Raw genomic sequence first — 13,157 nt, 5'->3', positions numbered from 1 at the left:
GGTTCGATTGAAAATCAACAGCTAAAAGATTTTGCTGCCCAGAAAAGCAATACTTTGATGAATTTCTTTAAAAGCAAAATCAAACGCAGCGGTCAAACAGCTGATGTCGATATCCACAAACAAGTGTTGAGCAGCAATTACGACATGCTGGTATTTGGCAAGGAACAGGATAAATTGGATTATAAATTATCCGCTTGTTGCAATCCCATTCCAGGGGATCCCGTTTTTGGTTTTGTCACTATCAACGAAGGTATTAAAGTCCATAAAAAAGACTGTCCGAATGCCATTGCTATGCAGTCCAATTATGCATATCGAATAATGCAGGCCAAATGGATCGATTCGTCACAACAAGAATTTAAAGCTATTCTTAATATTACCGGTATGGATACTTTAGGACTTACAAACGAGCTGACGAAGGTCATTTCGAATAACATGCATGTAAACATCCAAAGTATTTCGTTAAATGGTGAAGCGGGTCTTTTTAAGGGTCAGGTTGTAGTAATTGTCCAAAATATCACTATTTTGAAAAAACTGATCGATAATATTAAAAAAATTGATGGAGTCGATAAAGTGACACGGATTTACAAAAATTAGCGCATGACTCCGCGAAGGCAATAGTTGATGTAAAACAAAATTATTTAATCAAAAAAATATTTAATCCACCTTTTATTCCCTCCTTGGGAGTCAAGTGGCTAATAAATTTTATTATCTTTGCCAGATATGACACTCATTTCCACAGATAACAACAAAAACCAAGAAATTGTAAAAAATGTTTTTACAATGTATCTTGAAAAAAAAGGGCATCGAAAAACTCCTGAACGTTACTCTATTCTTCAGGAAATTTATGAAAGCGAGGAACATTTTGATATTGAAAATCTATATATCAAAATGAAAAACAAAAACTACCGTGTCAGTAGAGCTACACTATACAACACCATAGAATTATTACTGGACTGTGCTTTGGTGCGTAAACATCAGTTTGGTCAAAACCAAGCACATTACGAAAAATCCTATTTCGACAAGCAACACGATCACATTATCATGACCGATACTGGGGAGGTAATCGAGTTTTGCGATCCAAGGATACAAACAATCAAAAGTACAATCGAAGAAATATTTGATATCGAAATAACCAATCACTCCTTATATTTTTACGGAGTTAAGAAGGTTCCGAAAGCAGATTCCGATATTTAGCAAATAAAATAACACGAACAACCGAATGGTGTTCATCTAATAAAAAAATTAACTACAAACAATAAACAGAATGGCCGTAGATTTATTACTAGGATTACAATGGGGAGATGAAGGAAAAGGAAAAATCGTTGATGTACTTACTTCAAATTATGATATTATTGCTCGTTTTCAAGGGGGTCCAAATGCAGGACACACGTTGGAATTTGACGGAATAAAACACGTACTTAGAACCATTCCTTCCGGGATTTTTCACAAAACAGCCGTAAATATTATTGGAAATGGGGTGGTTATAGACCCTGTAGTTTTTCAAAAAGAAATCGAAGGGCTTGAAAAATTTAATTTAGACATCAAGAGTAAATTAATCATTTCAAGAAAAGCGCATTTAATTTTACCAACACATCGTTTATTGGATGCTGCTTCTGAAGCGTCAAAAGGTAAGGCAAAAATTGGCTCTACACTTAAAGGTATTGGACCAACTTACATGGACAAAACAGGTAGAAACGGAATTCGTGTGGGAGATATCGAACTGGAAGATTTCAAAGAAAGATATAGAGCTTTGGCTGACAAGCATGAAGCGATGATTGCGTTTTATGACGTAAACATTCAATATAATCTAGAAGAACTTGAAAAAGAATTTTTTGAATCTATCGAAGAGTTGAAAAAGTTAGATTTTATTGATAGCGAAGAATATTTGCACCAAGCACAAAAAGCCGGAAAATCGATATTATGTGAAGGCGCTCAAGGTTCATTGCTTGATGTTGATTTTGGAACCTACCCATTTGTGACGTCTTCTAATACTACCGCAGCAGGTGCCTGTACAGGATTGGGAATTGCTCCGAATAAAATCAAAGAAGTATACGGAATTTTTAAAGCATACGTAACCCGTGTAGGTAGCGGACCATTCCCAACTGAACTCTTTGACGAAGATGGTACTACAATGGCACGCGTAGGAAATGAATTTGGATCCGTAACCGGAAGACAAAGACGTTGTGGTTGGTTAGACTTAGTGGCATTAAAATATGCTATACAAGTAAACGGCGTGACGCAATTGATGATGATGAAAGGCGATGTCCTTTCTGGATTCGAAACTTTGAAAGTGTGTACCGACTACAATTACAAAGGAGAGAAAATCGCTCATTTCCCTTACAATATCGAACCGGAAAATGTAACTCCAGTCTACAAAGAATTCAAAGGTTGGAAGGCAGATTTGACCGGTATGACAACATACGATGAATTACCGATTGAATTAAAACAATATATCGAGTATATCGAACAAGAAGTGGAAGTTCCTATTAAAATAGTTTCTGTAGGGCCAGATAGAAAGCAAACCATCCTTAAATAAGATTAACTAACGTCCCGATGAATCGGGACGTTTTTTATTTTATCCCAGTCCATTTCAAAAATCCATAAGAATAAAACTTCAGCTTACAATTAAACACCAATGAAGGATCCTAAAATAGAAATAAAAAAAACCGAATTGCTATCTGACAATTGGTACGTTTTGAACAAAGTTACTTTTGATTATCAAAAAAAAGACGATTCCTGGGTTACCCAAAAAAGAGAAGTCTATGATCGCGGAAACGGAGCCGCGATACTGCTTTACAACACAGAAAAGAAAACGGTGATTCTGACCCGTCAATTTCGATTACCAACTTATCTCAACGGAAACAAAACGGGGATGATGATTGAGGTTTGCGCGGGGCTTTTGGATCAGGACAATCCGGAACAATGCATCATAAGAGAAACCGAAGAAGAAACGGGATACCGCCTAAATAAGGTTCATAAAGTCATGGAAACCTATATGTCTCCAGGTGCCGTAACCGAAATTTTGTATTTATTTGTCGGACAATATGACGATTCGATGAAGGTAAATGACGGTGGGGGTGTTGAGCATGAGGAGGAAAATATCGATGTCATGGAAATGTCCTATGACGAAGCTTATGCGATGATTGAATCCGGACAAATTAAAGATGCTAAGACGATCATCTTATTGCAGCATGCTAAAATTAACAAGCTCATTTAAAACTATCTTTTTAGAATTTAGGAATATGAATAACCAGACAAAAGGTATTTTATCCGCATCTTGCGCTACCTTGCTTTGGTCGGTGAATTTTGTGATTGCAAGCGGCATAAAAGGCCATATTCCGCCTGTAGGATTGGCTTTTTGGAGATGGACAATTGCCTCTGTAGTCTTAGCTCCTTTTGCAATAAAAAGTACTCTAAAAAACAAATCCATTTTGCTCCAAAACAAAGGTTATCTTATAATAACGGCCATATTAGGAATAACCATTTTCAACACATTAATTTACTTCGCGGGTAAAACCACTTCGGCGGTCAATTTATCTTTGATAGCTATTTCAATTCCCATATTTATTGTTGGTATATCACGGATTGTATTTAAAGAAAAAGTCTCTGTTATCAAAATTTTAGGGATCGCTACAATTATTAGTGGTGTTTTGGTTCTAATAACCAAAGGTTCCATAAAATCGTTGCTCGAAATAAATTTCACTATCGGCGATTTATTAATGCTTTTGGCTTGCTTTTTCTTTGCTTGCTACACCATTTTAGTCCGACTAAAACCCAAAGAAATTGCATCTAATGTGTTTTTGTTTGCCCTCTTTACTATAGGAACGATTATGCTGCTGCCATTTTATATTTGGGAGCACCTATACTATAATCAAGTTGTTTTTGACTCCTCAACAATTTACGCCACAACCTATGTTGGCATATTTGCATCCCTGATTTCATACTATTTGTGGAATGAAGCAATTCGTCTAATTGGGACCGGTAAAACGGCGTTAATCTATTACCTAATACCAGTCTTTAGCGGGATATCGGCCTACTTTTTTTTAAACCAAACCATTGTTCTGACCCAAATAATAAGCATGGGAATTATTATTACCGGTCTATTGCTGACCAATAAAAAAACTTGAATTTTAGATTTTAGAAAAACAGTTCATTTCCGGTAGCTGGGTTACAAACGCTACGATTTTTCTTGATATTTAAGTAGATACTCGTCGCAGACGAGCCGGAGGTAGTTAGGTGAAACAAGCGCCAATTGAACTTTTTACTTTCCAGATTTTTGATTGTCGATGCTCTTTGTGTGCACAGAATGCAATTCTGCGCCAATGTCCGCGCATATCTGAGCGGTCGGGGAAAAGGAGTTTTTTGAATTGTTTCGACATTACCATTTTCGTCAATGATAGAGCAAGTAACAGGTTCCGTTTTAAATTCTGTTTGACTATCGTGTAGGTTGTAGTAATAAGACATAATTTCAATTCTGTCAATTTCATTCCTTTTCTGAGAACAACTAAAAATAGTAATTGAAATAAGTATAATTAATTTTCTCATTTTCTGCTAATCTTGTGTATCATTACTGCCAACGTTCCACTACTACAGCGGGTTTGGGACTAAATTAAGCTCTATTTTCGGCTTTGCCAAATCTCCCAAATGCAAAACCAACTTTCCATTTAGCCAATTGCCCAAATCCGTTGTAGTAGCTGTTGGCGGTTCGTTGCTTTTTCTTTTAAATACAGTATTCAAGTAATGCCAAATATAGATTTCTATGTTGAATTGGCAAGTTTTCTGTTGTAGGTGTTGTATAGTTTTCAATGAACTTAAAACCATAACTTTGATAGTAATTCAAAATACTATGATTATCACCCCAAGTATCCATTCTTATGTATCTTAAGTTTTTCCCTTTTGCAAATCCTTTCGCCCAAGAAAGAATTTTTTCAAATTGTTTTTGTCCTTTATATTTTGGATTAACCACAATTCTATGTAAATAAATAGCGTCTTCTTTCTCTTTTTCACGCCAAATAATTGGGTCATAGAAACAAATACTAAAAACGTATAAAATTGTGTCGTCTTCAGTAATTTTGTATTGAAGTTTGTTTTTGGCGTCAGCTTTTAATACATTTTTGTCATATCCATTCCAAATAGGAAAACCCTTTTTCTTTTGATAAAGTATCGCTTCATCAAAAAGCTGATAAATAAAGTCTAAATCATCAACAGTTGTGTTATGAATATTGATCATGATTTTTTTCTTGCAATTTCGGATTATTTGATTTGATTACGAAGCGGTACAATCACCGCCAACGTTTCGTAGCTACACGATGCACAAGAGTGCGGAAATTAGAAGGTTTTGTTTTTAAGACTAAATTACCATGTTTATTTTTTTGAATATTCACTGTTTTTTAGCCTCTATTGTATCTTTTAAAATTTGGATTTCTTCTTTCGGCTCTTTAATTCTTATACTTATATTTTTATATTTCCATTCAGTTCCATTTTTGTGAGCTGAAATATCCATTTTCCCTTTTCCTTTTCTTCCCTTTACTCTTAATGATAACTCAACTGAATTATTGTTGTTTGAATATATTGCATTTCCTTCTAAAATTGCTAATTTATCAATTGGTTCTATTTCTCCAATAACTTCAAGAACTCTTTGATTAGTTTTAGCTTTTTCAATTGCTTTTTCATAAAGTGAATTTTCAGAATATGCTTTAGCAATATCAGTTACATTTCCGTCAATGCTTAAACTCAAAATTAACCAAAATAAAAGGAAAAAAAATTAGTGTTAAGGTTGGTAAAAACCATTTCCAATTTTTTTTCCACCAACTTTTCTCAACTACTAATTCATTACCCATATTTGTATTTTAATTTGTTCTTCAATTATTTTTCTGCGAAATTTTGGTTCAAATTATCCACCAACTAGTATTTAGGCGAAATAAAACTTCGCCAATCTATTCTTTTTTGGGTGTATATACTAAGTTTCGCTTTGTATACCTTCAAATATATAACTAATTCTTTACAAAAATTGTTACGGTATTATAGAAACAAAAACGTTCTCAATAGCCCTGATGGTAATGTAAATCCCGCGCTTTTGCAAAAGGGCGAGGATTGTAATGAACTGCAGGACCAAAAGCAGTTTTGAAAAGAAATCCTTCTGCTCCTATAAAACAATTCCATAAAAAAAGGAAACTCAACTGCTGTTGAGTTCCCTTTGTAACTCTTATTATACTCCCTATTTATTCGGCTGGGGCGTCATTCGCAGGTAGGGCTTAATTTGTTGGTATCCTTTCGGGAATTTTGCCGGAATCTCATGATCTGGAATCGATGTGGATATCACTACATCATCTCCCTCCTTCCAGTTTGCAGGAGTCGCCACGCTGTATTCTGACGTTAATTGCAGACTATCAATAACACGAAGGATTTCATCAAAGTTCCTTCCGGTTGAGGCAGGATAGGTCAACATCAGTTTTATCTTTTTATCGGGTGCAATAACAAAAACCGACCGAACGGTAAATTTGTCATCCGCCTTTGGATGAATCATATCATACAACTCGGCAATTTTCATGTCTTCGTCAGCAATAATCGGAAAATTAACCGTCGTGTTTTGGGTTTCATTGATGTCTTTTATCCATTTAAAGTGCGACTCCAGACCGTCAACGCTCAACGCGATGACCTTCGTATTTCTCTTTAAAAATTCTTTGTAATAATTAGCAACCGTCCCTAGTTCGGTCGTGCAAACAGGAGTGAAATCCGCGGGATGGGAAAACAAAACTCCCCAAGAATCCCCTAACCACTCATGAAAACGTATTTTACCTATAGTTGTTTCAGCTTCAAAATCCGGAGCTATATCCCCTAATCGTAGTGTTGCCATGATTCCTCTTTTTTAATTTACTTAAATTTAATCAAAAAAAATCATAAGAGGGGCCGTCAACATCATAAATAAAACCAAAATAGAGCTACAAGAACTTGTATTTGAATACGACGACAAGCTCCAAAAAAGCCGCTTTAGTTCAAATAAAATGCAAAATAAAATACCAGAAAGCCAGTGTGACGAAAGAAAGTGGAATCCCAAAACCAATCATCATGCTGCTCAACCGTGGTTTTAGGCCATGAGTGGTCGCCAAAATACTTGCCGTAATCATTGGCGCCATCGCCGATTCCATAATAGCCACATCAATCATTTCGGAATTCTGCTTCAGGACAACTACGTACAACAAATAGATAATGGCAGGAGTCATCATTAATTTAAAAAAAAGCCCGAGACCCAAAAATTTCCAGTGTTGGCTGCGACTCTCAAAACGCAGTTGCAAGCCTACTGAAACCAAAGCCAACGGCGTTACCCCGCTTCCAACCTTCTGCAAAACAAATTGAATCCAATCCTGAAAATCAAAACCAAACACATTCAACAAACAAGCTAATATGAAAGTGACAAATGGTGGAAAAATAAGAATTTTTTTTAAAATTTGCCCACCATTCTGATCGCCTCTGGAATACAAAGTCGCCACAAGAATTCCCAGCGTCGAAAGCACGACAAATGTGCCAGGCTGGTCCACCAATATAGCCGTTTTCATCCCCTCGGCCCCGTACAAGGCCTGTATTATCGGAAATCCCAAAAAGGAGGTGTTTCCCAGACCCGCGGTTAAAATCAAACAGCCGGTGAGCTTTTTGGACCAGTTGAATCTCTTTCCCAAAAACCGAAAAAACACAAACGAAAAAACAAATGCTATCCATGCCACCCCGATTGGAAACAACAATCGATTATCCCAATGAATCTTCGGTATATAATAGAGCGCCAAAGCCGGAAGACAGATGTAAATGACGATTTTGTTGAGCAGCTTATAGCTGGTGGTAGGAAACCATTTTACATGCTGCAGTAATAGTCCCAGAAACAGATAAATAAAAATAAGGATGAAGTTGATCATAACGAAACAAATATATCCACTAATTTTGTAGTATCATACAGCATAAATAAAATTCTCTTGAATAAAAACCTTAATTTCAAAGCTCCGTTTACTTCTGCGACCCTGATAATTTATGTCCATAAAAGACGAATTAATCCCGATAATTCATGTTTAAGTGCTAATTTTACTAAAAATGATTTGAACTTTGGAAAAAGACAAAAGAAAATATTCTGCACTTAAAGAAAAAGCGGGTATTGAACCACCCGAAATATTCAGCCCTTCGGCAGTGAAAAATATTCAGAAATTCAGGAAAGTCCAACCCTCTTCCGAAGAATTGGTTAACGGTATTTTATCGGGCAATATAACGGCCTTAAGCCGCGCCATTACCTTAATCGAAAGCACCAATCCAAATCATTTGACAAAAGCCAACGAAGTGATAAACGCCTGTTTACCGCATGCCAATAAATCCGCTAGAATAGGAATAACCGGTGTGCCCGGAGTGGGAAAAAGCACTTTTATAGAAGCTTTTGGCAAACACTTAACAGGACTGGGGAAAAAAGTGGCCGTTTTGGCTGTTGACCCCAGTAGCACGATTTCTCATGGAAGCATCCTGGGCGACAAAACCCGTATGGAAGAACTGGTGAAGGACAAAAACGCCTTTATCCGTCCGTCGGCTTCCGGTGAAACATTGGGCGGCGTGGCCAGAAAAACCAGGGAATCGATCAGCCTCTGCGAAGCCTGTGGTTTTGACACGATAATTATTGAAACCGTTGGTGTGGGCCAAAGCGAAACTGCCGTTCACAGCATGGTGGATTTCTTTCTCTTGTTGAAAATTGCGGGAGCAGGAGATGAATTGCAGGGAATCAAACGCGGCATTATGGAAATGGCGGATGCGATTGTCATCAACAAAGCGGATGGCGACAATATCAGAAAGGCCAAACTGGCAAAAAGCGAATTCAACAGGGCATTGCATCTTTTTCCGGCTAAAAAATCAGGCTGGACGCCAACGACAGCAACCTGCAGCGCCATTAATCAAAATGGGATTTCCGAGGTTTGGGAAACAATCGAAAAGTTTTTGGAACTTACAAAAGGCAACGACTATTTCTATAAAAAACGCTCCGAGCAAAATGAATATTGGTTGATGGAAACTATCAATGAACAAATAAAACTGCATTTTTACAACCATCCAGATATCCAAGAATTACTGGATTCAACCAAAAAAGCGGTGCAAAACGATGAAATTTCACCATTTGCAGCCGCTCAATTATTGTTAAATAAATATTTTAAGTAAACATTACTCCTTCTCGTAACGCTCCATTTCTTTGTCGTAAAAAGCATTGGCTTGCTCGACTAAACCTTCCATTTCAGCATTTAGCTCTCCTTCGTCCAGATCTTCCGCTTCTTCCATAAACTCCACCTCATCATCTTTAAGATTTATTATGAATCTTGGGTAGTCCAAATGTATGATGAAAATATCCTCCGGAAAATCAGTATTGTCACCTAGCAAAAACTTTGGTAATTCCATGTTTAATTTATATTTAATGTTTTTATTGTATCATTTGATTATCGACTTAACGAATAGACAAATAACCGAATAAAGTTTCAAAAAATCTATTTATCCGAAAGAATTATTGGAGCGCCACCTTTACCGTTCATGAAAATAATTTTGGTATTGGGCGATGCGGCTAATTCCTTTTGCGCCTTAATCGTTTCGTATTGCAATTGCTTGTCCGTCAGTCCCGTTGAAATTATCTTTTGGTAATCGGCAATACCTTGCGCCTCCACTCTTTTACGTTCGGCTTCCTGTTTTTCTTTCTGCAGAACAAAAATCATCTTTTGGGCGTCTTGTTCGGCATTAATTTTACTCTCGATCGTCTTTTTAACAGAGGACGGAAGGTTGATGTTTCTAATCAACAATTGCTCAAGCACTAAGCCTCTAGTCTTAAAATCGGCTTCTATACTTTTAAATATCCTCTCCTGAAACTCATTCCTTTTGGTTGAATATAAAGCGACAGCGTCATAATAAACAGCGTTGTCACGGATACGCGTTCTTGTAACGGGGCGAACTATTTTATCGATATAGTTCACACCTATTTGTTTGAAAATCGTTGGAGCATCTTCAGCTGATACACGATACAATACCGTCAAGTCAATCACCACTTCAAGACCGTCATTTGACAGCACCCGGATGGCATCATCTCCCTGTTGGGCGCCTTCGGTCTGGGCCGCGGACATGGTATAATTTTGGGTTTGGACATCAAAATCGGTTACCTCCAGAAGAGGGTTGATTATGTGTAAACCCGGATCCAATACATCCGACTCTACATTTCCGTACAACGATTTCACCCCCACCTTACCGGCATCTATTTGTTTGAATGCAGAAGAAAAAACACCCAAAAGAATCAATAAAATTCCTATAATTCGCGCTAAACTGGCAAATTTAGAGAATGGGTTTTGGTCATGTTTCAAAGTAAAGCTCATAACCAATAAGATTATCCCAAGAACGATAAGTAATATCATGTATTTTGATTTAGAATGTTTTATGTGCCAATTAGACACAAAAACAGATTAGAAGTTACAATGTGAGAATAACTTTATTTTTTGGCCTCTTCTAAAATCAGCCTTTTTGTCAAACTCACAAAACGAATATACAAAAATAAAGCGGCAGTTGATAATCCTGCCAGAAGTCCTATCCAAATCCCCATCCCCTTCAATTCTGTATAAAGACCTAAATAAATGGATATTGGAAACCCGACCACCCAATAGGCAACAAAAGTGATGTACATTGGGATTTTAACGTCTTGCAAGCCTCTTAACGCGCCCAGGACAACTACCTGGATCCCGTCTGAAATTTGAAAAACCGCCGCTACCAATAATAATTGCGCCGCAATGGTTATCACTTCCGTATTAACGGCTAAATCTTCTACATTTTTCATGTCAACAAACAAAGCGGGCAGTTGTATGTGGAAAAGTACAAATATAAGGGCGAAAAAAGATTCCAGCATGATCGCCAATAAAAATATGGAAAAGGCGACAATGCGAAGTTGCTTGTAATCGGCCAAGCCTTTTTGATTCCCTACTCGAATGGTGGCCGCTACACTCAAACCCATCGCGAACATAAACGTAAAAGTGGCCAAACTCAATGCGATCTGATTCGCCGCCTGATTCATTATTCCCAAAAGGCCCGAAAGCCATATCGCTCCGGTGAACAAACCTACCTCAAAAAACATTTGCATCGCAGACGGCGCCCCGAGTCGAATAATTTCTACGTTAACCTTTCTTTTGATGCTTTTCAGAGCAAACTTCTCGAAAAAGGGATGAAATTTTTCCTTTTTTTGCATCATATAATGCATATACCCAAGCATCACAAACCGTGACGCTATCGTCCCTACCCCCGCTCCTACAATCCCCAGCTTAGGAAAAAACCAAATACCGTAAATCAATAAGTAATTCAAAACTACATTTACGACGTTCCCTAAAATGGTTGCCCACATGGAATATTTGGTCTCACTCATTCCGTCCGCGAATTGCTTGTATCCTTGGAAAATTATCAACGGAATCAACGAAAAAGCAACAATGTCTAAATACGGTTTGGCTAGCTCAACCACGTTGTCAGGTTGTCCCATCAAACCAATCAATGGCTTTGAAAAAAAAATCACCCCGAAAAGGATTACTCCTAAAATGGTGCACAAATACAGTCCGTGATGGAAGGCACTTCGTCCCTCCTCAATGCTTTTTTTTCCGTCAGCTTGTGCTGCCAATGGCGTAATTGCCGTCGAAAACCCAATCCCTAAAGACATCGCTATAAAAACAAAGCTATTCCCTAAAGAAACGGCCGCCAACTCGGTCGGGCCTAATTTACCCACCATTATATTGTCTACAATCCCAACAACGGTATGCCCCAACATTCCCAAAATTATGGGGTAGGCCAATCTTAAATTATACGAAAACTCTTTTGTGTAGGCAGATAAATCCAATTCTTGTCTTTTAAGTGGCAAATATAATTAGAAGCATTTTAATGCTCCTGTAATATTGATTTAATATATGCCCCTTTTTTAGGGTAATTTTTCATTTTCCAATATTATATAACAAAATCAAATAATTCTATAACATTTAAGATGTGCATCCGATATAAATTTGCACCCGTCATCATCACAAAAATAAAATTAAATAAGATGGCATTTAACAAAAAAAAATAAATTATGACACTTACGAAAAAAATTAAAATGTTATCAATAGTTGCAGTCTCAATGATGTTTGCAAATAACATACAAGCTCAAGATGCAGCTCCGGCAAAAAATTATGACCAAGGTTTCAAATTGGGATTTGGTGTTAACGCAGGATATGCTACTCAAGACCCTTACAAATTAGCCTTGGGAGCAGATGCAAGATTACAATATGATTTAACAAAAAGATACTCTCTAACTCTTACAACTGGATTTTCTAACTTATTCGTAAGCGAAGCTGACGGAAGTGATCTAGGATTCATTCCTGCAAAAGCCGGTTTTAAAGCGTTCGTTTGGAATGATGAATTTTATGTGATGGGAGAAGCCGGTGCTGCATTTGCAGTAACTAACGGTTACAACCAAACTTCATTGCTTTTGGCTCCTAGTATCGGTTATGCATCTAAATACATTGACGTTTCATTGCGTTACGAGCACTATTCTGATTTCCCGAAAATGAACAGTAACGGAACTGTAGGAAAAGGTCTAGGACAAGTTGGTGTACGTTTGGCTTACGGGTTCGACCTATAAAAACATATTGAATTAGTAAAAAAAATGCTCTGAGTTTCAGAGCATTTTTTTTTGTTTTTTTAAAATCTAAAATCCCTGTTAAAGAAGAAACCGCCAAGTCACTTCCTTTCCTTCTTCAACACATCTTTATAGATTTCAATATTGGATTTTATATCTTCATCTAATTCAGGCAGCTTAATATCGGTATGTTTCTGCATTTCTTCCCAGATAATTTTAGCGACAATATAACGGCTCATCTCCTTATCATCTCCCGGAATCACGTACCAAGGAGCATATTCAGTCGATGTTTTATTAATAGCTTCTTCGTAATAATGCATATAATCGTCCCAACGCAACCTTTCCTTTAAATCCCCGGTTGAGAATTTCCAATTGTGTTTCTCCTCTTCCAGTCTTCGCAACAATCGTTCTCTTTGCTCTTCCTTGCTCATGTGAAGGAAAAATTTAAGAACTATGATTCCGTTTTGGGTAATGTGTTTCTCGAAATTCCTTATTTGCTCCATGCGATTTTCCCAAAATT

The 13,157-nt window shown here is 37.2% G+C and carries 14 protein-coding genes and 1 pseudogene; 7 read left to right on the top strand and 8 right to left on the bottom strand.

Annotation, left to right across the window (positions count from 1 at the left end; translation table 11 throughout):
• The 5 genes from VIH09_RS03235 to VIH09_RS03215 all read left to right on the top strand — a co-directional run.
• Nucleotides 1-594 (top strand): ACT domain-containing protein (locus tag VIH09_RS03235; protein ID WP_331577820.1); only part of this gene is annotated, 594 nt, incomplete at its 5' end.
• Between the two features lie 126 nt (nt 595-720).
• Complete coding sequence (locus VIH09_RS03230; protein WP_331577818.1) at nt 721-1,194, top strand: transcriptional repressor; 474 nt, start codon at nt 721-723, stop codon at nt 1,192-1,194.
• Nucleotides 1,195-1,264: 70 nt separating this feature from the next.
• Nucleotides 1,265-2,536 carry an adenylosuccinate synthase gene (locus tag VIH09_RS03225; RefSeq protein ID WP_331577816.1) on the top strand — a complete coding sequence of 424 codons (1,272 nt, stop codon included), beginning with the start codon at nt 1,265-1,267 and terminating at the stop codon, nt 2,534-2,536.
• Between the two features lie 99 nt (nt 2,537-2,635).
• Nucleotides 2,636-3,217, top strand: coding sequence for a GDP-mannose pyrophosphatase NudK (nudK, locus tag VIH09_RS03220; RefSeq protein ID WP_331577814.1), 582 nt, complete (start codon nt 2,636-2,638; stop codon nt 3,215-3,217).
• Nucleotides 3,218-3,242: 25 nt separating this feature from the next.
• On the top strand, nt 3,243-4,127 hold the full coding sequence (locus tag VIH09_RS03215; protein ID WP_331577812.1) for a DMT family transporter: 885 nt from the start codon (nt 3,243-3,245) through the stop codon (nt 4,125-4,127).
• Nucleotides 4,128-4,720: 593 nt separating this feature from the next.
• Here the strand turns inward: VIH09_RS03215 and VIH09_RS03210 are convergent.
• From VIH09_RS03210 to VIH09_RS03195, 4 genes are all read right to left on the bottom strand, one after another.
• The gene (locus tag VIH09_RS03210; RefSeq protein WP_331577810.1) at nt 4,721-5,230 is read right to left on the bottom strand and encodes a GNAT family N-acetyltransferase; all 510 of its coding nucleotides are present in this window, start codon (nt 5,228-5,230) and stop codon (nt 4,721-4,723) included.
• Nucleotides 5,231-5,380: 150 nt separating this feature from the next.
• The gene (locus tag VIH09_RS03205; protein ID WP_331577808.1) at nt 5,381-5,737 is read right to left on the bottom strand and encodes a cytochrome c oxidase assembly factor Coa1 family protein; all 357 of its coding nucleotides are present in this window, start codon (nt 5,735-5,737) and stop codon (nt 5,381-5,383) included.
• Between the two features lie 480 nt (nt 5,738-6,217).
• Complete coding sequence (locus VIH09_RS03200) at nt 6,218-6,856, bottom strand: peroxiredoxin (protein ID WP_331577806.1); 639 nt, start codon at nt 6,854-6,856, stop codon at nt 6,218-6,220.
• A 139-nt stretch (nt 6,857-6,995) separates the two neighbouring features.
• Nucleotides 6,996-7,907 carry an AEC family transporter gene (locus VIH09_RS03195; RefSeq protein WP_331577804.1) on the bottom strand — a complete coding sequence of 304 codons (912 nt, stop codon included), beginning with the start codon at nt 7,905-7,907 and terminating at the stop codon, nt 6,996-6,998.
• Nucleotides 7,908-8,091: 184 nt separating this feature from the next.
• On the opposite strand from VIH09_RS03195, the gene meaB reads away from it, so the two are divergent.
• Nucleotides 8,092-9,177, top strand: coding sequence for a methylmalonyl Co-A mutase-associated GTPase MeaB (meaB, locus tag VIH09_RS03190; protein ID WP_331577802.1), 1,086 nt, complete (start codon nt 8,092-8,094; stop codon nt 9,175-9,177).
• 3 nt (nt 9,178-9,180) lie between these two features.
• Here the strand turns inward: meaB and VIH09_RS03185 are convergent, their stop codons facing one another.
• The 3 genes from VIH09_RS03185 to VIH09_RS03175 form a co-directional block, all read right to left on the bottom strand.
• Complete coding sequence (locus tag VIH09_RS03185) at nt 9,181-9,411, bottom strand: hypothetical protein (RefSeq protein ID WP_091431075.1); 231 nt, start codon at nt 9,409-9,411, stop codon at nt 9,181-9,183.
• Between the two features lie 86 nt (nt 9,412-9,497).
• Nucleotides 9,498-10,406 carry a prohibitin family protein gene (locus VIH09_RS03180; RefSeq protein ID WP_331577798.1) on the bottom strand — a complete coding sequence of 303 codons (909 nt, stop codon included), beginning with the start codon at nt 10,404-10,406 and terminating at the stop codon, nt 9,498-9,500.
• A gap of 74 nt (nt 10,407-10,480) precedes the next feature.
• Entirely contained in the window at nt 10,481-11,863 is a 1,383-nt protein-coding gene (locus VIH09_RS03175) for an MATE family efflux transporter (RefSeq protein WP_331577796.1), read from the bottom strand.
• Between the two features lie 225 nt (nt 11,864-12,088).
• Between VIH09_RS03175 and VIH09_RS03170 the strand changes: the two genes are divergently transcribed.
• On the top strand, nt 12,089-12,640 hold the full coding sequence (locus VIH09_RS03170) for a hypothetical protein (RefSeq protein ID WP_331577794.1): 552 nt from the start codon (nt 12,089-12,091) through the stop codon (nt 12,638-12,640).
• A gap of 98 nt (nt 12,641-12,738) precedes the next feature.
• Here VIH09_RS03170 and VIH09_RS03165 read toward each other — a convergent pair.
• Nucleotides 12,739-13,157: pseudogene (locus tag VIH09_RS03165) on the bottom strand (polyphosphate kinase 2 family protein); the annotation flags it as partial.

This window comes from Flavobacterium sp. (assembly GCF_036515215.1).
In the GTDB taxonomy this organism is placed as follows: Bacteria; Bacteroidota; Bacteroidia; order Flavobacteriales; family Flavobacteriaceae; genus Flavobacterium.
This window is presented reverse-complemented; position numbering and strand designations above follow the sequence as displayed.